The sequence below is a fragment of the Ferrimicrobium sp. genome (assembly GCF_027319265.1).
Classification (GTDB): domain Bacteria; phylum Actinomycetota; class Acidimicrobiia; order Acidimicrobiales; family Acidimicrobiaceae; genus Ferrimicrobium.
The window spans coordinates 259,277-278,671 of record NZ_DAHVNP010000031.1 but is presented as its reverse complement, the minus strand read 5'-3'; the positions used below and the strand labels follow the sequence as shown (position 1 = coordinate 278,671).

The following is a 19,395-nucleotide window of genomic DNA, read 5'->3' as shown; positions in this document are numbered from 1 at the left end:
GATGGGCGATCATATGTATTAGTTTGGAGGAATGCACAGTGGAATCGCCGCACGGAGGGCTTTGGGCATTGCCTTGGCCGCTCTGCCAGTAGGGTCCATGCCGCATGCCTCCGCGGGATGGTTCTGGTGACGGTGGTGCTCGGTATCGACCCAGGGCTCAAACGGGTTGGGTACTCCGTTCTCGAACAGACGCAAACGGGGATCGGTCTTCGTTGCGCTGGCTTAATTACCACTGACCCAGAGGTCGCTCTTGGGGATCGGCTATCGGATATCTTTGGTTCGGTGGATGAGTTGATCCGCGAGTACCAACCGAATCAACTGGTGCTCGAGCGAATTCTTTTTGCCAAGAACGTGACTTCGGCATTACTCGTTGCACAGGCGGTTGGGGTGATCAAGCTAGCCGGTGCCCAGCATGGCCTTGAAGCGAGTGAGATCGGTGCGAACCAGGTGAAGCTCTCGCTCTCCGGCGATGGACACGCCTCTAAGGCGCAGATGAAGAAGATGGTGGTGCTGTTGTTAGGTCTGCAGCGAGCACCGGAACCAGCCGATGTCTCGGATGCGATCGCGATCGCCTATGCTCATCTCTCTGGCAATTGGAGTCGCGGTTGATTGGTTTTTTAGCCGGTACAGTACAGGGAATAGAACCACCGATGGCGGTGGTACGGGTTGGTGGTATCGGTTACGAAGTGGCGCTCTCTTCGGCACAACTCGCCCGGCTTGCGCTTGGCAGTGAGGTCGAGCTCTCCATCCGGACGATTGTACGCGCGGATGCCATCATGCTCTACGGGTTCGCAGATGTGCTTGAACGATCGCTCTTTGATGAGCTCCTCAAGGTGCAAGGAGTTGGTCCGAGTGTGGCACTCGGACTCCTTTCGGCGCTAGGCGTGCAGGGATGTTATGAGGCGGTTGCCGCCGAGGACCTCGCTCGTTTGAAGAGCGCACCAGGAGTAGGGGAGAAGACAGCGCGCCGCATCATCGTTGATCTAGGGGCTGCGGCACGACGATCAGGAGTACCTTTGTCGGCGCTTGCTGCTCGCTCTGAGGTACGCGAAGCCTTGCTCAGTTTGGGTTTTCGTGCGAGTGAATGCGAGCCCGTCCTCGTCCGGATTCCCGCTACCTTTGGTCTTGAGGATGCATTGAAATGGGCACTGAAGGAGCTACAACGTTGAGCCCGCGCAGAGAGGTACTTGGAGATGACTTGCGTAGTGAGGTCAGTGTCGAGAAGAATCTCATCGATACCTATGATGCTCATGTCGACTCTGCGCTCCGACCCTCGCTGCTTGAGGAGTTCATCGGTCAGAGCGAACTAAAGTCGCAATTGCGAGTCGTCCTCCAGGCTGCTGATTCACGGGGTGAACCACCGGACCATCTCCTCTTTGCAGGCCCCCCTGGCCTCGGGAAGACGTCACTGGCTTTCATTGTGGCTGAGGAGCTCGGTCGTGGCATTAGAGTGACCTCCGGGCCAGCGCTTGGACGCGTTGGCGATCTAGCCGCGCTGCTATCCGATCTCAAAGCCGGTGACGTGCTCTTCATCGACGAGATTCATCGCTTGCCGCGACCGGTGGAAGAGCTTCTCTATATCGCCATGGAGGACTTTCGATTGGATGTAGTCATTGGGAAAGGGCCAGGTGCGCGTACTCTACGCTTGGAGATTCCGAGGTTTACGCTTGTGGGGGCGACCACCCGATCTGGGATGGTGTCGGGACCGCTGCGCGATCGTTTCGGTTACTCCTACCGGCTTGACTATTACTCTGACCCAGAATTGCGTCAGATCGTACAGCGTTCCGCCAAGCTGATGCACATGCAACTCGCCACCAGTGCAGCGGATGAGATCGCGTCACGTTCTCGAGGTACGCCGCGACTGGCGAACCGACATCTGCGACGGGTACGCGACTATGCCGAAGTAGAAGGCGCCGAAGTGGTGACTCATGAGTTGGCCGCCGATGCTCTTGAACTCTTTGGCGTCGATAGGCTCGGGCTTGATAAGGTGGACCTTGAGATTCTCCGTGTACTCTGTGAACGCTTCGAAGGCCGGCCGGTTGGTGTGAGCTCTATCGCCGTGAGTGTCCATGAGGATGCCGGAACCTTGGAAGAGGTCTATGAGCCGTTTCTGATCCAGAGAGGACTGCTGCTACGCACGCAACGGGGGAGGTTGGCCACCGAACGCGCCTATCGCCACCTTGGATTGACCGTCCCAACCGAACAACCATGAAGATTCAAGTCGTGAGCTACGGTTGGGAAAACGACTCCCGATACCGGACATGGGCGTATCGAGTGATTGAGAGTTGCGACGTCGTATTGCCCGCTAGCGTGTCCTTGAGAGGGAACGGCTCTCGAGAGGGCAAAGCGCAGGGTGCACAGGGTTTGGTTTCGTGATGGACGAAGCGAAATGTGGCCCAAAGCGATGCGACCCGCAGGCTCACGTGAGCAGTCGTGGATGCGATTCATGGGGCGATAGGTTGACCTGGGGTGCCCGCCGCACCCCATGGCCCCGTGCGCTGCACTGCGTATACGAGTTCGACGGCACCAATCCTAGGGAGCGGGCGCAGCTGGTTGCGTTCCCCTGATCCTGGGCTCCAGCAGCATTCCTCTGCGTGGGTGGAATCAGCATCATGTGCGTGATGTTGACGATAGGCGGAATAGCAAACCGATCTAGGGTACTGGAATTCGGGTTCGCGCCTTTGGCTGGTAGCCTGAAGTAGAAGTTTGCATGAGGAGAAGGCATGAGAAGGTATCGGTGCACAAATTGCGGCAATGTGACGCGGTTTGATGTGACCTCAATGGTTCGTAGTCGATGTTTTTATCATTACAGCGTTGCGGGTGACCTGGAGATTGAGGAACCTGAAGAGATCTCCCGAGTGGTCGAGGAGGTGTCATGTCGATGGTGTGCGACCCCAAAATTTGTCGAGATCATCACTGAGGGGGCTGAGCACAGCGTTAGCGAGGCATGATGAGTGAGTTGAGTCAGCCAGGCCGCCCACGCCGCCCGGCCCCGATTTGGCAGGCTGGTGAGGTCGTTGAGGTGGTCGTTGAGACACCAGAGACCAGCAGCTTGCGTATCCAGTTGCCGCAACCAGAGCCTTTTCTTCCAGGACAGTACTATAACATCCGCATTCCCGTCGTTGGACGACCGCGTCCTATCCAGCGCGCTTACTCCGTTGGATCCAGCCCACATCCGCGTTTTGATGTGATCGAGGTCGGTGTCAAGGAGATGGAAGGGGGCTTGGTCTCGCCGGTCCTTGTCCGGGAGTGTCCAGTGGGTTCCATTCTTGAGGTGCGCGGGCCGTATGGTGCCTTCACCTGGACCGAAGAGGAGGGTGGCCCCGTTCTCTTGATCGGCGCTGGCTCCGGTGTGGTACCCCTCATGGCCATGATCCGTTATCAAGTCTCCAAGGGGACGACCGTTCCAATGCATCTCGTCTTTAGCTCCAAATCGGCTGAGTATGTCATCTATCGCGATGAACTCTCCACCTTGGCGCATCAGTATGACTGGCTCCAGGTAACGCACACGTTCACTCGTGAAACGGACAACCCATTGGCTCGCTACCATCGACGTATCGACAAAGAGATGGTGGAGGAGGTCTTTGTGGAGACGGCTCCCAAGCTCGCGTATCTGTGTGGCCCGCCGGAGATGGTCGATGACTGTGAACGCTCGCTCCTGGAGTTAGGTCTTGAACCGGATGTGATCAAGACAGAGAAGTACGATTAATGCTGCTGATCGATCGACCAATCTTTCATCGAGATGGGCGTCGATTTGCTCATCTGATCAGTGACCTGTCCTTAGACGAGCTTCATCGGGGCGCTCGTCGGTTGGGTCTCGATCGTAGTTTCCATCGCGACCATTATGACATTCCCGAGGAGTATGTGGCGGCCGTGTTGGCGGCAGGAGTCCGCCAGGTCGACCCACGTGAGATTGTGCGGGCGCTACGTCGGGCCGGGCTGCGTGTGCCTCGCACCCGGTAACCATGCCAACAGAGATCGAGCGTCAACTTGAGGAGTTGTTGACGGAGCGGGGGGTTGTGGCGGCCGGATCTGGCCCGACGACTATCCTGCATTTTGATGCACATCAGGCCCGCCTCCGCATCGCCGCGGGCGAGGCCGACCAGGACCATTTCACCTTCCGGAACCCCCAACGGGCGGCGACGTTACAGAGCACCTTCCCATGGAGTCGGGGATATGTGTCTGTTGCGATTCCTTACCGCACGACCCTTGAGGACGAGGCGGTGGTCGCTGGTTACGCCCAGCAACACAGTTATCGTCACCTACATGCGACGTTGGCAGCTGCGGTGAGCAGCCTGCGAGCGTCAGGACTGCGCGCAACATCGTTGTACGATGCAAACCAAGCCTTCGATAAGGCGCTGGCCCGTCGGGCCGGCATCGGACTGGTGGGACGCCATTCCCTCGTGATGGTGCCCAAGGTGGGAGCGCGCGTGGTCCTCGGATCGATCTTCACCGAGGAGGTGCTCAAGGTCCAGATCGGACGCCGTTTTGGAGTCGACCCCTGCCGCGGGTGTCGCCGCTGCGTGGATGCCTGCCCAACGGGTGCGATTCGCTTGCCCGGGGTCGTAGTGGCTTCTCGTTGTATCGCCAATATTCTCCAACAAGAGACCTGGTCCTTTGATGATCGTCGGGAGGTCGGGACGCGCGTCTACGGGTGTGATAGCTGCATCGATGCGTGCCCAATCGGCTGGCGCCGTCGCGAGCCAGCCGATCTTGCACCCCTTGTCCGCTGGCTACGCGAGGGAGACCATGAACTCCTCGCCGAACTAGGGCATTGGTACATCCCTCGACGTGATGCATTTTATGTCCGTCGCAATGTCGCCAACGCGTTGAGGAACCGAGGATCCCTCACCTATGACGAGCGACGTGCCCTTGCCCGGCTCTGCACCGCACGCGATCAACGACACCGGACAGAGGGGTTGCGTTCCTTGCTTGGAGTACGGTGGGTACGACGATGACCCGTCACGTGTTGATTACCAATGATTTCTTGCCCAAGGTAGGTGGGATCCAGGCGTATCTTGGCGAGATCTATCGAAGGCTTGACCCGGAGTCGTTCTTGGTGATCACCACGACGGTTCCGGGAGCTTCGGAGTTCGATCGGAACTTTGGTGCACCCGTGGTGCGCCTCGGGAAGCGTCTTTTGCCGATACCATCGACGATTCTCGCGCTGCGACAGCTGCTAGCGAGCTTTCATCCTGAGTTGGTGGTCTACGATCCAATCTTCCCAATTGGCGCCGTTGGCGAGGCGCTCGGGCATCCGTACGCACTCATTGCGCATGGTGCCGAGGTTCGCGTTCCCGCCTATCTGCCGCTCGTACGTGCACAGCTCCAGCGCACCATACGTGGCGCCCGTGGAGTGATCGCGGCGGGAGGTTATCCTGCGGATGAGGTGCGCCAACTTGTTCCCGGCACCAACGTCTTCGTCGTCCCCCCTGGCATTGATGCGAGTCGTTACTGTCCTCCAGAGGAAGATGACCGTTCCAGACTGCGCCGTCAGTGGATGGCTAACCCTGAGCATCGACTTATTCTTTTCGTCTCACGCCTGGTTCCTCGCAAAGGTGCCGATACCCTCCTGCGCGCCGCGGCCGAGCTCGATTCGAGGACCGGCACGGAGATCCATATCGTTGGCGATGGGCGTGATCGGGCCCGTCTCATGCGGCTCGCCGCCGCGGTCTCCAGCTCGGTGGTCTTCCATGGTCGCCTCACAGAGGAGGCCAAAATTGAGCTGTATCAGGCGGCCGATCTTTTCGTCTTCCCGGCCCGAGACCGATGGTTTGGCATCGAGCGAGAGGGGTTTGGCATCGTCATCCTTGAGGCGCAGGCGTGCGGAACGCCCGCCATCGTCGGTGCCTCTGGCGGAACCGGTGAGGCGCTCGCTCCGATGAGTGGGCATCTCTTGGGGGCGGCAGGGCCGGATGAGTTGGCTCGGTTGCTGCGTGAGCTGCTCGAGGATCCGGCGCATCTCAAGTCGTACCGCCGCGAGACAAGCGCATACATTCGAACGCATTTTGACTATGATCAGCTAAGTAAGGCATATGCGGTGTCACTGCAGGCCTTGGCCAGTGGGTAGAGTCAATGGGTAGAGGAGGAAGCGATGGATATCACATCGGACTCAAAGGAGATCCCTGCGAGCGTTGACGCCTGTTTTCAGGCCGTTGTTGAGGTTGAAAGCTATCCAACTTGGGCCTCTGATGTACGGAGCGTGCAGGTCGTTGAACATGATGCCGTTGGACGGCCACTGAGGGTTGCCTTCCGTACTGGTGCCTTCGGACGCAGTGCCTCCTATACCCTGCTCTATGACTACAGCGATGCACCGCACTCCATCAGTTGGAGTCAGGTGGCGGGGGATATCACCTCAAAGATGGACGGTCGCTACACTTTTGATCGCGGCGCGAACGAGACGACGCAGGTTACCTACGAACTCTCCGCGGAGCTCATCGTCCCGCTTCCGTCTTTTGTGAAGCGCAGGGCTGAGGTGAAGATCATTCGAACCGCCCTTGATGATCTTGCAGAGCGAGTGCAGTCACACGCGAACGACGAACTCGCTGACGGGACCCATAGCTAAAGCATCCCACCGCGGAGCTATCTCCGGGTGATCCTTTGGAGCCGGCCCGTCGGTGAAATTTCCTGACTGGATGACTGGATCGACGTGGGGACGCCGTCGGCGTTACACTCTTGAGTCACGTCGTTTGGGGTCCTCTGACCGATTGTGGCCATGATCGAAGACGGTGGGCCGACTCGCTCATTTGACGATAGCGTTACTGTGTGGTGAGGGATGGTTCCTTTACTATCGGTAGGAACTTGTCCGGGGCATCTGGGCGATGGCGGAGGCAACTGTTTTGAGTGCGAGGTTGAACTCCGTGGTTGGTTCGCTCAAGGTGAAGCGGAACTGGTGGGCGGTGGTTGGGGTGGTGGCGTAGAAGTTCGTTCCCGGTGCCACCCGGATGTGCTCATGGGTGAGTTGGAGCAGTGCATGTAGGGAATCGGCGGTGTCTACCCAGACATTGATGCCGGATCCGGTCGCCTTCATTTGGAAAAGGTCTGCTACCGCTGCTCGCCGCTCGCTATAGGCGAACTGGGCCGCCAACGTGAGGTCTTGAATTTGGGGATCAGTGAGCATTTGGTTCAAGGTCGCCTGCAGCAGCTTGGAGGACCAGGACGGCCCGAGGGTGCGTCTGCGGTTGAGGTCGGTGATCAGATCTGGGTTGGCGAACACAGCGGCAAGGCGGAGGTCTGGACCATGAGATTTCGAGAAACTCAAGATGTAGACGATTCGGCTGCCGAGCACTTCAGCCATCGTCCAGAGCGGCTCGCCACTCACTAGACCAGAGTGATCGTCCTCGAGCACCATCACCTCAGGGTATTGACCAAGAATCTCTGCGATCTCGGCGGCCCGTTGTTTGGAGAGCGAGGAGCCCGTTGGATTCTGCGATCGGGGCTGGAGCAAAACCGCACCGACACCACCCTTAGCCAGTTCTGCGCGCAGACCAGCGGCAGTGATGCCTTGATCATCGATAGCAACCGGCCGGATCTCAAGGCCATGGCTCTCCACGAGATCGTAGAGGGCGGGGAAGTTGGGTTCCTCGAGAATAACGGCCCGATGGCAGGAGGGGCCGATCGCCAAGACGCGATCGATGGCATCGAGAGCACCGTCGACGATGGTGAGGTCGAAGTCGGACTCAGTGAGGCGACTGGGGACCAATTGGGCGAGGGTCTCGACCAACGGTGGATAGACCGGTGGGTCGAGGTAGGAGGATATCGCAGAGCTACCCAGGTGGACGAGGGATGCAACTGGACTTGGGAGCAGGCGCGGATCGGGGACACCTGAGGCAAAGTCCAGAGCATAGCTCTGGGAGTCCTCATAGAAGTGCCACCGAGCGGCTGCGGGTGTGAATCGCGTTGTCTCGGTCACAAAGCTGCCTCGACGTCCATGGGAACTCAAGAGACCGAGCTGTGCAAGGTGTGACCAGGATGCGGCCACGGTCGTTGGCGAGACGCCGAGATGGTCAGCAAGCTGTCGTATTGACGGTAAACGATCTCCCGACCGGAGCCTTCCGTCACGTGTGAGCTGGATAAACGCCTCGGTGAGACCTCGCATACCATTGCGACTAATGGAAGCGCCGAGCATCTGGCAGATCTCTTCGGTGGTATGGAAGTTGGACCTCTCAATCATCGAACGCTAGTTTAGCAGATCACAAAGAATGTTTGGTACATTAAACCCTCTATGGGTCATACAATGTTCGCTAATATAGGAGATGTTAGCCGTAATCGTAGGAGGGATAACGTGGCCGATAGTCTTTTGCAACGCCATCGAGCGGTGCTACCAACATGGATTTCACTCTATTATGACGAACCGATCCAACTTGTACATGGCGAGGGTCGCTATGTCTTCGACGCGGATGGGCGTCGCTATCTCGATTTCTTTGGCGGAATTCTGACCACCATGGTAGGTCACGCAGTCCCCGAAGTCGTTGATGCGATTGCCGAGCAAGCGGGCCGGATCATTCATAGTTCAACGCTGTACCTGATCGAACCAATGGTCGAGCTCGCTGAGCGCCTGGCGGGTCAGTCAGGGATCCCCGATGCCAAAGTGTTCTTCACTACGTCGGGGACCGAGGCCAATGATGCGGCGTTGTTGCTCGCCTCTTCCTATCGTCGGTCGAACCAAGTGATTGCGATCAAGAATAGCTATCACGGGAGATCTTTTACGCAGATCTCGGTGACCGGCAACCGCAACTGGTCGCCGTCTTCGTTCTCGCCATTGGCGGTGAGCTGGTTGCAGGGTGGGTCACGCTTGCGCGGTCCGCTAGCAGGCCTCACCGATGCCGAATACCTTGCGCGTGGTAAGGCGGATCTCGAGGATGTTTTGATGACAACAACCAGTGGGGATGTTGCGGCCATTATCGCCGAGCCGATCCAGGGGGTTGGTGGCTTCTGTCTGCCTCCTGATGGCTATTTCGGTGAACTCCAAAAGATCCTGGCTCCGCATGGCATTCTCTACATCTCCGATGAGGTTCAGACTGGCTTCGGTCGTACGGGTGAGCATTTCTGGGGTTATGAAGCACAGGGTGTGCAACCAGATATGATCACCTTCGCGAAGGGTGTCGGCAACGGTATGGCACTGGCAGGCGTCATCGCTCGCGGGGAGATTATGGACTCGCTCGGTGCGAGTTCGATCTCGACTTTTGGCGGTTCACCGGTGGCTGCGAGTGCGGGAGTGGCGACCTTTGACTATTTGATGCGCCATCAGCTACAACAGAATGCGCTGCAACGAGGCGCCGAACTCCGGCAAGGACTTGAGGAAGCAGCAGCCGGTAACCCCTCCATCGGGGAGATTCGGGGCAAGGGTTTGATGCTTGGTGTCGAATTCGTTGAAGGACCCAACTTGGATCCGGCACCGAAGTTGGCCAATGAGGCGCTTGAGCATGCCAAACGGCGTGGACTCTTGATCGGCAAGGGCGGTCTCTTTGGCAACGTCTTGCGCATCGCTCCTCCACTGTCGGTAACCCAGGAGGAGATGAACGAAGCCATTGCGATCTTCAAAGAGGTGCTAGGGGGTACGCAGGTATGACGCGGGAATTGATTGGTCACTTTATCGATGGCAAGGAGATCTTCGAGGGCGATGGGCGTGGTCCGGTCTATAACCCGGCCCTCGGACGACCGGTTCGCGAAGTACTCTTCGCCGATGAGGCTGTCGTCGATCGAGCAGTTGCAGCAGCAAAAGCCGCTCAGGTCGCTTGGGGTGAGGAGTCGCTGGCGCGTCGCCAGCGGGTCATGTTCGACTACCGGAGTCTTCTGCTGGCGCATCGTAACGAAATCGTTGCGTTGATCAGCGAGGAACATGGCAAGGTCCTTGGTGACGCTGGCGGGGAGTTCGCCCGCGGCGTGGAGGTGGTCGAGTTTGTCACCGGTCTACCCCAGTTACTCAAGGGACAGTACAACGATTCGGTCTCGCGTGGGGTCGATGCCATGTCAGTGAGATATCCCATCGGTGTGGCTGCAGGGATTACCCCGTTCAATTTTCCAGCGATGGTTCCGATGTGGATGTTTCCGGTAGCACTCGCCGCTGGCAATGGCTTTGTATTAAAACCTTCAGAGAAGGACCCTTCTACCGCCCTGCGCCTCGCCGAACTCTTCGTCGAGGCTGGTGGACCCCCGGGGCTCTTTAATGTTGTCAATGGGGATCAGCGTGCCGTCGGTCGTCTTCTTGAGCACCCCGACGTCAAGGCGATCTCGTTTGTCGGGTCGACCCCTATTGCGCGTTCGATCTATGAGCGTGCTGCTCACGCGGGCAAACGAGTACAGGCTCTTGGCGGGGCGAAGAACCACATGGTGGTGTTGCCCGATGCCGATATTGATACGGTCGCTGAGGCGGCGGTCTCGGCGGCCTATGGCAGCGCGGGCGAGCGATGCATGGCCATTTCGGTGATGGTGCTCGTCGGAGACGATGGTGAGGCGCATCTATCGGCGATCAAGGACCGGATGCAACGCCTCACGGTTGGTTCCTACCTTGACCCCAAATCCGAGATGGGTCCACTCATCACCGGTATCCACCGTGATCGGGTTGCACGCCTTGTCGGCGAGGCAGAGGCAAAGGGTGCCAAGATTCTGGTCGACGGTCGCCAGCATCCCCTTATCAAGGAGGCAGGATTCTTTTTTGGTCCAACGCTTATCGATGGTGTGCGCGTAGACATGGAGGCGTATCAAGAGGAGATCTTTGGTCCCGTCCTTCTCGTATTGCGCGCCCCAAACCTCGAGGCAGCGATTGCGTTGGTCAACGAGAACCCGTACGCGAACGGGGCCGCCATCTTCACTGGCAGCGGTGGTGCCGCTCGAACCTTCATCCGTCATATCGACGCCGGCATGGTTGGTGTCAATGTGCCGATACCGGTTCCGGTGGCCTATCACTCCTTCGGCGGCTCGAAGTTTTCACTCTTTGGAGACACCCATGTGCATGGGGAGGAGGGGATCCGGTTCTACACGCGCGCGAAAGCTGTCACTATGCGATGGCCGGGAGAGGACAGGATTGCCACAGGCATGCATTTCGTGACGAACTCCTGAGGGAGAGGGTTGTAGGCGGGAGCATCGCTTCGCTGTCGTTGCCTCGTCTCCATCGAGGTGGCGATACTCCCGGTTGGTGCTGGCAAGTAGGTCGATGGATGGGCGCGTGCACCATCAACGGACGGCGCCAAGTCGTCCGGCGAGGGTGCTGTTGCACGCGGGAGACGAGTGGTGAGGGATGCAGACGTGTGGTGCACGTTGGGTTAACTGGTCTAGTCGCCATCTCCTGAAGGAGCAAGCGTCAACATCTGTCGCACGGTTGAGCGATGTCTCCCACATGGCTGAACGATGGGTGAGACATCGTCAACGTCGTTAGGCGAGGACAACGGCGAGTTCGGTGATGCTCGATAGTACCCTGTCTGCGCCAGCGTGAAGAAGTGCTTGTTCGGAAAAGCCTCCGGTTAAGACGCCGATGACGCCACCGAGTCCCGCGTTCTTGCCAGACTGAACATCCATGATAGTGTCACCGACGTACACGACATTGGTCATACTTGTCACCCGGGCAGCCAGCGAGGCCGCCAATAGCTTGTCCGGGTGTGGCCGACCACGTAGCTGTTCGGTAGGACATAGGGCACCATCGATCAGCGAATACCAATCGAGTTTGTGGATCAAGAGCTCCTGGGTACTGGCGGAGAACCCAGTGGTCAAGAAGACGTGTACGCCTCGGTCGCGGAGCCGTTGGAAGAGCTCGGTTGCGCCGGGCATCTCCTCGACTCCAAGGACCTCAACTGCCTCTTGGTAGTAACGTTCAAATGCTCGCGTCGCTTGGAGTGCCTTGGCCTCATCGTGAAGCAGCGCGGTGAAGACTTCGATCTTGGACTGTCCCATCGTCTTGACGACGAAGTCGCGTTCCTGGTCGGTAGGCTGACGTTGGGCGATCTCTACGATAGCACGATCGAACACCTCGAGTACACGGCCAGCGTCCCTCACGGTAGTGCCGGCCATGTCGAGACAAACGAGTTCCACGTCGGCTAGTTCAAACCCTACAGCGTTCATTGGAGAACCTCCTCCACCACCTCATAGGCGGCCTGTGGTGCTATCGTCATGCCACGACCTCCAAGGCCGGTCACCCATGTTGCATTCGCTCTTGGTCTCTCGGCGAAGAAGATCGCCTCGTCCGCTGGTCGTAATCGTGAGTAGACACCTTGCCAACGTTGGCTGGTGGGTGCGAGTTCCTGACCGGGCAGAACCTTGGCCCGTTGTAAAAGGTGGGTTTCGATGGCGGCTTCGAGAAAGGGAGAACCGTACTCTTCGTGGGTGTCGCCAATCGTCAGTGAACCATCATCACGTTGTGCGAGGAGGAGTTGGGCACCATGAACGGCGGCGATGGGCTCCTGTGGGGCTAGGAGAGGTTGCAATGATGCAAAGGCTGGATAGTAGCGAAAGGAGTCGGTCTCCTCGCTCTCCATCGAGGCCCAAGGTGGGTGGTAAGAAAGGTTTGGTTGTCGTTCACCAAGTGTTGGTACAACCGAGACTCGGTGTTCTCTTCGCTCTCGTAGGTTGTGAGGCAATGAGCAATCATATGCAGAGCAATCATATGCAAAAAAGGAGTCAGCGTTGAAGGCAATGAAGGTTGGAGTAGCGATGGTAGGCGCGGCAGCGGTGCTGCTTGGCGCTTGTGGGAGCGCATCGAGTGCGAGCACCAGCGCAACCACGTCAAGCAAGGCAGTGGATTATGCGACCTGTTCCTCGCTCGCTGCTTGCGGTGGGATGGCGAATCTTGTCAAGGCGGCTAAGGCCGAGGGTGCGCTGACCGTTACGGCACTGCCAAGCGATTGGGCCAACTATGGCCAGATCATGACGGATTTCCAGAAGAAGTATGGCATCAAAATTACTGACGTGAGCCCAGAAGCCTCGTCTGCTACCGAGATCGATGGTTTGTCTACGTTGAAGGGTTCCTCGCGGTCTGCCGACGTGGTTGATGTGGGAATTCCCTTTGCCGTCACAGGTGCAAAGAAAGGCCTCTTCGCCAACTACGAGGTCCAAGACTGGAGTCAGATCCCCGCTGGCTGCAAGTCAGACTCTGGCCAGTGGTACTGCGACTATGGCGGCTATATCTCCATTGGTTACAATGCTGCCCTCACCAAGACACCGGTGACGAGCTTTGCCAGTCTGACCAATCCTGCCTTCCATGGTGGGGTCGCACTCGATGGAGATCCAGAGGATGCCGGAGCTGCTTTCTCGGGCGTGATTGCAGCAGCCCTTGGCAATGGCGGGTCCTACAGCAACATCATGCCAGGTATCAAGTACTTCGAGCATCTCAAGGCGATCGGCAACTTCATTCCCGTCCAATCTTCGGCAGCCACAATTGGTTCCGGAGAGGTCAAGGTCAACATCGATTGGGACTATCTGAACGTCGCCTACGAGAATGCGCTCAAAGGTAAGATCGACTGGAAGGTCGTCATTCCCAAGGGTGTGCACTACGCCTCCTACTATGCCCAGGCGATCGCTAAGTATGCTCCGCATCCTGCAGCCGCTCGCCTCTGGGAGGAGTACCTGTACTCGAACACGGGCCAGAACCTCTGGTTGAAGGGTTACACCGATCCAATCCGACTGAGTTCGATGATCAAGGACGGGACCGTTAACAAGACCTACCTTGCCGCCGTGCCTCCGGTGAGCGGCACGCCTGTCTTCCCGAGCCAAGCACAGCTCAATGCTGCACAGACCGTCATCCTTGCTAATTGGCCAAAGGTCTGATGGTCTCCACGCTTACCCGCAATCGGGAGGAGAGTTCCCCCAGCTCTCCTCCCGCGACCCGACCGCGGCGTCAATTGCGACGCTACGGCGGTGTCGTTCCGTATCTCTTGTTTCTAGCCATCTTCTTGATTATCCCAGCGGTGTCAGTGTTGGTGGGTGCCTTTGAGTCGGATGGTGGCAAGCCGACACTGGCAAATCTGCGCCTGGCATTTTCGGGTCCTTACCTGCACTCCTATGTCGCCTCCTTCGAACTCTCCATCGGCAGCACCGTGATCGCGGTCGTTATTGGGTTCGTAGCGGCGTTGGCGGTTGCTGCGACACGGGGACGACCGCGTGCGTTGGTCCAGTCGAGTTCCAGTGTGCTTGCGAATACCGGGGGCGTCCCCCTCGCCTTCGCCTTCATCGCCACGCTTGGCAATTTTGGGATCGTTACCAAGATCCTTTCTGGCATGGGTATCAATCTGTACGCCCATGGTTTCTCACTGTATTCGGTTGTTGGCCTCATTATTGTCTATCAATACTTCCTGATTCCGGTCATGATCCTGGTGATGCTGGGGCCGATCCAAAACATCAGATCAGCCTGGGTCGAGGCGGCGCGTTCGTTGGGGGCCTCCAAGGTGCGCTTCTGGTGGTCGGTTGGTCTGCCGATTCTCCTACCAGCCATTCTGTCGGGTACTGTGGTGATCTTCGCTGATGCCTTTGCAGCCTACGCGACCGCTGAGGCGTTGACATCGGGAACGTTACCGCTCGTGCCTATTCAGATCGGTAGTCTCATCTCGGGAAATGTGGCCGCCGGCCAAGGGAACCTCGGCAATGCACTTGGGCTCGGCATGATCATCGTGGTCGCACTCGCCGCTACCGTCTACGTTCTCAGCCAGAGGAGGGCTTCACGTTGGTTACGGTAACACCCGGAGGCGATGGGCTTCATCTTCGACAAGCCGGTATCGGACGTGTCTTCCGTGCCGCTGTGTTGATCTTCGTCGGTGCGTTCTTCTTGATTCCGATTCTCGCGTCGGCACGGTACTCGGTCCTCGGGGTCCACAACCACCTCACCCTTTCGGCGTACCGGTCACTTTTTGATGATCCGAACTTCCGCTCATCGCTCTGGTTGTCCTTCCAAGTGGCCATTGCGACCGTGATCCTCACGGGACTGTTGGTCATTCCCACCTCCATCTGGGTGACCGTGCGTATACCCAAGCTGCGAGGCCTACTCGATGCGCTCAGCATTGTCCCACTCGGCGTACCTTCTGTCGTCGTCGTTCTGGGGCTGTTGGGAGCGTATCACAGTATCTTGAACCTGATTCTCACCTCTCCGTTTATTTTGGCACCGATCTATGTGATGCTTGCGCTCCCCTATAGCTATCGGACCTTCGATACAGCTGTGCGTTCGCTTGATGTCAACACCCTTGTTGAGGCTTCGCAGTCGTTGGGTGCAAGCTGGACTCGCACTCTGGTGGGGGTGTTGTTGCCGAACCTTCGCGCGGGGATGGTAGGCGCGCTAATCCTGGCTGGCGCCTACGCATTGGGTGAATTCGTAGTGGCTTCTCTCCTCAGTTTCAACACCTTTCCCGTCTATATCGTCCAGATCGGTCTCACGGCTGCAGCTGAGGCGGTTGCGGTCTCTCTGGTCGCGCTATTGGTGGCATTTGTACCACTCTCACTGGTCACTATCTTCGGTGGTGGCCGTACCAAGAAAACAAGGAGGATGCGTGTCACAAGGTGAACTTCGGCTTGAGGGGTTAGAGAAGTACTACGGTACGATGCATGCGCTCGATGGCTTCTCTCTGCGGATACAAGCTGGTGAGCTGGTCGTCCTGTTGGGGCCCTCGGGATGCGGCAAGACGACAGCGCTTCGATCGGTGGCCGGACTCGAACGCTTGGATGGAGGCCGGGTGTTCGTGGATGATCAGGATATCACCCTTCAGCCGACCGCAAAACGCAACATGGGCATCGTCTTTCAGCAGTACAGCCTCTTCCCACATCTGACGGCGGCGCAGAACATCGAATTCGGCCTCAAGATTCGCCATGTGGGCGCGGCCAAACGCCGTGAGCGCTCTCGTGAACTGCTCGATCTGGTGGGTCTTGGGGATCTTGGTGACCGCTTTGCCCACCAGCTCTCTGGCGGACAACAGCAGCGGGTTGCCCTTGCCCGTGCGCTCGCGATCGAGCCCGCCGTCCTTTTGCTCGATGAGCCACTATCGGCACTCGATGCCAAGGTGCGGGTCAGTCTACGTGAGGAGATCCGTAGAGTGCAAAAGGAGGTGGGAATCGCCACCATCTTCGTGACCCACGATCAAGAGGAGGCACTCGCCATCGCGGATCGGATCGGGGTAATGAACCGTGGCATTCTGGAGCAATTAGGGACGCCAGCGGAGATCTATGCCGCGCCGGCTACAGAGTTCGTCGCCGAGTTCGTCGGGAAGGTGAATCGGATCCACGGCACCGTCACACGTGAATCGACGGTGCTTACCCCAGGGTTTGGCGCCTTCTCGATTGGCGGTCCGCTCACAGTCGGTGGGGAAGTCGCCGTCCTGGTTCGGCCTGAGCAATTGGGGATTCGAGTGACCGGGGATGGTGAGTGTCGCTTAGTGGAGATGTCGTTTTTGGGTTCGAGTTTCGCCGCCCATGTCCAGGGGATCGACGGAACCAAGGTGGTGGTGGCCGTCTCGCCAGAGGAATCGATCGCCCTGAGTGTCGGCGATCGCGTCGAGATCTTCCAGCGTGGCCCAACCCTGTTGGTGCTACCAGAGGACAGGGTAGGCGGACCGGTTCCCGAGTTCGCTGAGTCGGACTAGGTTCCGATGGGAAGCGCGCGTTCGGTGCTCGAGCTCCTCGGCGAACCAAGACTGCTAGGTACTTTTGGTGAGGAGCTTCCCCTCATCGATCATCTCTGCCAGACAGCAGAGGTGCTCTGGCATGACAGCGACGACTCCGAGCTGGCGGTTGCAGGCCTTCTCCACGATCTTGGTTGGTCATCTGGATCGACGGAGGCAGAGCACGCAAGCGATGGTTTGCGGCTGGCACTTGCATTGGGCTTTTCAGAACGTGTTGGTCAACTCATCGGACTGCACGTGACGGCGAAACGTTATCTGGTGAGGACGGATTCGCGTTATTGGGGACGCCTCTCCAGGGAGTCACGCGCCACCCTCGTCGAGCAGGGAGGCGAGTTGGGCGTTGATGAAGTAGGACCCTTTGAGGCGAGCCCCTACTTCGATGACGCGATCCGACTTCGGTTGGCTGACGACATGGCCAAAGATCCCTCGCGACCCAGGGCGCAACTGGAGAGCTTCTATCCGATCATCGCGGAGGCGCTCGAAAGCGCCCAATGACGCTTGGCGCTGATCGTAAGCTTTCGTTTGCTAAGCTACTTAGGGTCGGCGCGCGGGATTCTTCGGAGCGTACGAGTTCAGATTGGTGGGTTGAGAGAGGTCGTTGCGCGCATGACAGGCGAGGATTGGTCGATTATCGATGCCTACGATTACGACCTCCCTCCAGAACGGATCGCGAGGGTACCGGCAGAGCCGCGAAGCTCTGCCAAGTTGCTGGTGGGTCTTGGAGTGCCACCACAGGTAGCAACGGTCGCTGACCTGGGGTCCTACCTCTCAGCGGGCGATGTAGTAGTCGTTAATGACTCCAAAGTCATTCCTGCACGGTTCCATGTGCAACGTGCGACCGGCGGTGCTGTGGAGGTGTTATTGCTATCTCCGCAGGGGGCGACCTTTGAGGCGCTGATACGACCCAACGCACGAGTCCATGATGGTGAACTTCTCTACTATGAAGCCAGTCCCGTCTTTAGAGTTCTTGAGGGTACGACGGAGGAGTCTGGCCTGCGAACACGACGGCTTGAGGTCCTTGGCGATGCGATCTTGGCCCATGGGGAGATTCCCCTTCCCCCCTACCTTGCGGGTGTAGAGATTGACCCTGAGCGATATCAGACGGTCTATGCGAATCGGCCAGGTTCGGTGGCGGCCCCGACTGCAGGACTGCACTTTGATCTGCAACTGCTTGAGGATCTCACAAGACGCGGCATTGAAGTGGTGAGGGTGGAGCTCGAGGTGGGACTTGGCACCTTTGCGCCGGTGAAGGACCGTGAGCTTGCCAAGCACACGATGCATGCCGAGCGCTATCGTGTCACAGCGGATGCCTATGACCGGATTCGTTCTGCACGAAGAGTCGTCGCGGTTGGAACCACAGTGGTACGAACGTTGGAGACTATCGCCCATGGGGGAGCGTTGTGCGGCTCCTCTCAGCTGTTTATTGTCCCTGGCTTTGAGTTCCAAAGCGTTGATCTTATCCTCACGAACTTTCATGTTCCGAGGTCGACCTTGGTGGCACTGGTGGCGGCAGCCGTAGGTTCTTCCTGGCGAACGCTCTACGAATACGCGCTTGCCAATGATTTCCGGTTTCTCTCCCTCGGGGATGCCATGTTGATTCCCACTGGTCGTGGAGCCAGTACTCGTCCCCCGGGAACCGGTACCCCCGCTCAGGAGATTGATGAGTAACCTCTTGGTAACCCACACTGATGGGTCTGCACGGAGCGGGCAGTTGCACCTCCGATCTGCTACTGTTGAGACCCCCTTGTTCATACCCGTCGCGACGCGTGGGATCGTGCGTTACGTCCCGAGTGAACTCGTCGCCGACCTCGGCTTTCAGGTGCTGCTCTCTAATACCTATCATCTCATGCTGCGACCAGGAGCGGAGCTTATCGCAACGATGGGTGGGTTGAATGCCTTCACCGGGTTTCGTGGCGCATCGCTGACGGACTCTGGAGGTTTTCAGATCATGTCACTCGGAGCGAAGATCACCGACGAAGGGGCACGCTTCCGCAACGTCTATGACGGCTCCTGGGTGACGCTGACGCCCGAGGATGCCATGACCACCCAGGAGCAGATCGGGGCCGACATCGCGATGGCGCTCGACGTGTGCACGCAACTCCCTAGTCCCGAAGCGGTGCTCAGGCAGAATCTTATGCTCACCGGTCAGTGGGCGGAGCGCTCCCGCGCGGCCCACACCGACGACACGCAGCAGCTCTTTGGCATCGTGCAAGGCGGTGTCGATAGTGAACTGCGCAAGCAAAGTACGGCGACGATCACGGCTATCGGTTTTGATGGCTACGCGATTGGCGGTCTTGCCGTTGGAGAGTCCAGAGAGAATACGCTAGAGGCGGTCCGCACGGTGGTGGAGGGGTTACCGGCGGAACGACCGCGCTACCTTATGGGCGTCGGCGATCCGTACCTGCTGGCACACGCGACGGCGCTCGGTGTCGATATGTTCGATTGTGTGGCTCCGACGCGGATCGCACGACACGGAACGGCACTCACCAACCAGGGTCCCTTGCGCGTGAAGGGACTCGCAAACCGTGGGGTTGATGAACCGCTTGAACTAGACTGCAATTGTCGGGTGTGCCAAAGAGTATCCCGTGGCCTGTTGCATCACTTGGCCCATGTGGACACGGAGAGTGCGGGCACGCTGTTATCCCTACACAACCTGGCCTTCCAGTTTCGGTTGATCACGAGGCTCAGACGATCCATCAGGGAGGGCACGATCAAAGCACTGCTCGTCGATATCGATAAGGTTTGGGGCACCCCAGTCATAAGAAGTGGTAGCCATGCCGACTAACTTTATAGAGCCAGAGGT

20 protein-coding genes are annotated in these 19,395 nt (G+C 58.3%); 17 read left to right on the top strand and 3 right to left on the bottom strand.

Annotated elements, in window-relative coordinates; translation table 11 throughout:
• Window positions 1-126: 126 nt before the first annotated feature.
• The 8 genes from ruvC to M7439_RS05490 all read left to right on the top strand — a co-directional run bounded on the left by ruvC (window position 127) and on the right by M7439_RS05490 (window position 6,565).
• Entirely contained in the window at window positions 127-609 is a 483-nt protein-coding gene (ruvC, locus tag M7439_RS05525; RefSeq protein ID WP_298346469.1) for a crossover junction endodeoxyribonuclease RuvC, read from the top strand.
• On the top strand, window positions 606-1,169 hold the full coding sequence (gene ruvA, locus M7439_RS05520) for a Holliday junction branch migration protein RuvA (protein WP_298346467.1): 564 nt from the start codon (window positions 606-608) through the stop codon (window positions 1,167-1,169). The genes ruvC and ruvA overlap by 4 nt, the downstream gene beginning before the upstream one ends.
• Window positions 1,142-2,212, top strand: a complete 1,071-nt coding sequence (gene ruvB, locus M7439_RS05515; protein WP_298346465.1) for a Holliday junction branch migration DNA helicase RuvB — start codon at window positions 1,142-1,144, stop codon at window positions 2,210-2,212. The genes ruvA and ruvB overlap by 28 nt, the downstream gene beginning before the upstream one ends.
• Before the next feature lie 735 nt (window positions 2,213-2,947).
• A complete protein-coding gene (locus M7439_RS05510) occupies window positions 2,948-3,709 on the top strand; it encodes an FAD-binding oxidoreductase (protein WP_308464407.1) in 762 nt (253 codons plus the stop codon).
• The gene (locus tag M7439_RS05505; protein WP_298335275.1) at window positions 3,709-3,963 is read left to right on the top strand and encodes a DUF4031 domain-containing protein; all 255 of its coding nucleotides are present in this window, start codon (window positions 3,709-3,711) and stop codon (window positions 3,961-3,963) included. Before M7439_RS05510 ends, M7439_RS05505 begins: the two co-directional genes overlap by 1 nt.
• A 2-nt stretch (window positions 3,964-3,965) precedes the next feature.
• Window positions 3,966-4,958 (top strand): epoxyqueuosine reductase, encoded by a 993-nt coding sequence (locus tag M7439_RS05500; protein WP_298346459.1) that lies wholly within the window; start codon window positions 3,966-3,968, stop codon window positions 4,956-4,958.
• Window positions 4,943-6,070 (top strand): glycosyltransferase family 4 protein, encoded by a 1,128-nt coding sequence (locus tag M7439_RS05495; protein WP_298442621.1) that lies wholly within the window; start codon window positions 4,943-4,945, stop codon window positions 6,068-6,070. The genes M7439_RS05500 and M7439_RS05495 overlap by 16 nt, the downstream gene beginning before the upstream one ends.
• A 24-nt stretch (window positions 6,071-6,094) precedes the next feature.
• Window positions 6,095-6,565 carry an SRPBCC family protein gene (locus M7439_RS05490; protein WP_298346455.1) on the top strand — a complete coding sequence of 157 codons (471 nt, stop codon included), beginning with the start codon at window positions 6,095-6,097 and terminating at the stop codon, window positions 6,563-6,565.
• A 222-nt stretch (window positions 6,566-6,787) separates the two neighbouring features.
• Here M7439_RS05490 and M7439_RS05485 read toward each other — a convergent pair whose 3' ends face one another.
• A complete protein-coding gene (locus M7439_RS05485) occupies window positions 6,788-8,173 on the bottom strand; it encodes an aminotransferase class I/II-fold pyridoxal phosphate-dependent enzyme (RefSeq protein WP_298346453.1) in 1,386 nt (461 codons plus the stop codon).
• 111 nt (window positions 8,174-8,284) lie between these two features.
• Here M7439_RS05485 and M7439_RS05480 point away from each other — a divergent pair, with 111 nt between their 5' ends.
• Both M7439_RS05480 and M7439_RS05475 read left to right on the top strand, forming a co-directional pair.
• Window positions 8,285-9,571: an aspartate aminotransferase family protein gene (locus M7439_RS05480; RefSeq protein WP_298346451.1), complete on the top strand. Its 1,287-nt coding sequence runs from the start codon at window positions 8,285-8,287 to the stop codon at window positions 9,569-9,571.
• Entirely contained in the window at window positions 9,568-11,061 is a 1,494-nt protein-coding gene (locus M7439_RS05475; protein WP_298346449.1) for a CoA-acylating methylmalonate-semialdehyde dehydrogenase, read from the top strand. Before M7439_RS05480 ends, M7439_RS05475 begins: the two co-directional genes overlap by 4 nt.
• Window positions 11,062-11,373: 312 nt before the next feature.
• On the opposite strand, the gene M7439_RS05470 is transcribed toward M7439_RS05475, so the two are convergent.
• Both M7439_RS05470 and M7439_RS05465 read right to left on the bottom strand, forming a co-directional pair.
• Complete coding sequence (locus M7439_RS05470) at window positions 11,374-12,057, bottom strand: HAD-IA family hydrolase (protein WP_298346447.1); 684 nt, start codon at window positions 12,055-12,057, stop codon at window positions 11,374-11,376.
• Entirely contained in the window at window positions 12,054-12,470 is a 417-nt protein-coding gene (locus M7439_RS05465; protein ID WP_298346445.1) for an FAD-dependent oxidoreductase, read from the bottom strand. The genes M7439_RS05470 and M7439_RS05465 overlap by 4 nt, the downstream gene beginning before the upstream one ends.
• 157 nt (window positions 12,471-12,627) lie before the next feature.
• On the opposite strand from M7439_RS05465, the gene M7439_RS05460 reads away from it, so the two are divergent.
• The 7 genes from M7439_RS05460 (at window position 12,628) to tgt (ending at window position 19,377) form a co-directional block, all read left to right on the top strand.
• Window positions 12,628-13,758, top strand: a complete 1,131-nt coding sequence (locus tag M7439_RS05460; protein ID WP_298346604.1) for an ABC transporter substrate-binding protein — start codon at window positions 12,628-12,630, stop codon at window positions 13,756-13,758.
• Window positions 13,758-14,663 carry an ABC transporter permease subunit gene (locus tag M7439_RS05455; RefSeq protein WP_298346443.1) on the top strand — a complete coding sequence of 302 codons (906 nt, stop codon included), beginning with the start codon at window positions 13,758-13,760 and terminating at the stop codon, window positions 14,661-14,663. Before M7439_RS05460 ends, M7439_RS05455 begins: the two co-directional genes overlap by 1 nt.
• On the top strand, window positions 14,651-15,481 hold the full coding sequence (locus M7439_RS05450; protein ID WP_298346441.1) for an ABC transporter permease: 831 nt from the start codon (window positions 14,651-14,653) through the stop codon (window positions 15,479-15,481). Before M7439_RS05455 ends, M7439_RS05450 begins: the two co-directional genes overlap by 13 nt.
• Window positions 15,468-16,553, top strand: coding sequence for an ABC transporter ATP-binding protein (locus M7439_RS05445; protein ID WP_298346439.1), 1,086 nt, complete (start codon window positions 15,468-15,470; stop codon window positions 16,551-16,553). The genes M7439_RS05450 and M7439_RS05445 overlap by 14 nt, the downstream gene beginning before the upstream one ends.
• A 6-nt stretch (window positions 16,554-16,559) precedes the next feature.
• A complete protein-coding gene (locus M7439_RS05440) occupies window positions 16,560-17,087 on the top strand; it encodes a hypothetical protein (protein ID WP_298346437.1) in 528 nt (175 codons plus the stop codon).
• 111 nt (window positions 17,088-17,198) lie between these two features.
• Window positions 17,199-18,260 carry a tRNA preQ1(34) S-adenosylmethionine ribosyltransferase-isomerase QueA gene (gene queA, locus M7439_RS05435; protein WP_298346436.1) on the top strand — a complete coding sequence of 354 codons (1,062 nt, stop codon included), beginning with the start codon at window positions 17,199-17,201 and terminating at the stop codon, window positions 18,258-18,260.
• Window positions 18,253-19,377, top strand: coding sequence for a tRNA guanosine(34) transglycosylase Tgt (gene tgt / locus M7439_RS05430; RefSeq protein WP_298346434.1), 1,125 nt, complete (start codon window positions 18,253-18,255; stop codon window positions 19,375-19,377). Before queA ends, tgt begins: the two co-directional genes overlap by 8 nt.
• The last annotated feature ends 18 nt before the right edge of the window (window positions 19,378-19,395 follow it).

Coding starts and splice junctions, on each gene's coding strand:
- M7439_RS05490 (WP_298346455.1), top strand. CDS start 6,095: ATGGATATCACATCGGACTCAAAGGAGATCCCTGCGAGCGTTGACGCC.
- M7439_RS05510 (WP_308464407.1), top strand. CDS start 2,948: ATGATGAGTGAGTTGAGTCAGCCAGGCCGCCCACGCCGCCCGGCCCCG.
- M7439_RS05460 (WP_298346604.1), top strand. CDS start 12,628: ATGAAGGTTGGAGTAGCGATGGTAGGCGCGGCAGCGGTGCTGCTTGGC.
- M7439_RS05475 (WP_298346449.1), top strand. CDS start 9,568: ATGACGCGGGAATTGATTGGTCACTTTATCGATGGCAAGGAGATCTTC.
- tgt (WP_298346434.1), top strand. CDS start 18,253: ATGAGTAACCTCTTGGTAACCCACACTGATGGGTCTGCACGGAGCGGG.
- M7439_RS05485 (WP_298346453.1), bottom strand. CDS start 8,173: ATGATTGAGAGGTCCAACTTCCATACCACCGAAGAGATCTGCCAGATG.
- M7439_RS05440 (WP_298346437.1), top strand. CDS start 16,560: ATGGGAAGCGCGCGTTCGGTGCTCGAGCTCCTCGGCGAACCAAGACTG.
- ruvB (WP_298346465.1), top strand. CDS start 1,142: ATGGGCACTGAAGGAGCTACAACGTTGAGCCCGCGCAGAGAGGTACTT.
- queA (WP_298346436.1), top strand. CDS start 17,199: ATGACAGGCGAGGATTGGTCGATTATCGATGCCTACGATTACGACCTC.
- M7439_RS05455 (WP_298346443.1), top strand. CDS start 13,758: ATGGTCTCCACGCTTACCCGCAATCGGGAGGAGAGTTCCCCCAGCTCT.
- M7439_RS05470 (WP_298346447.1), bottom strand. CDS start 12,057: ATGAACGCTGTAGGGTTTGAACTAGCCGACGTGGAACTCGTTTGTCTC.
- M7439_RS05500 (WP_298346459.1), top strand. CDS start 3,966: ATGCCAACAGAGATCGAGCGTCAACTTGAGGAGTTGTTGACGGAGCGG.
- M7439_RS05465 (WP_298346445.1), bottom strand. CDS start 12,470: ATGGAGAGCGAGGAGACCGACTCCTTTCGCTACTATCCAGCCTTTGCA.
- M7439_RS05505 (WP_298335275.1), top strand. CDS start 3,709: ATGCTGCTGATCGATCGACCAATCTTTCATCGAGATGGGCGTCGATTT.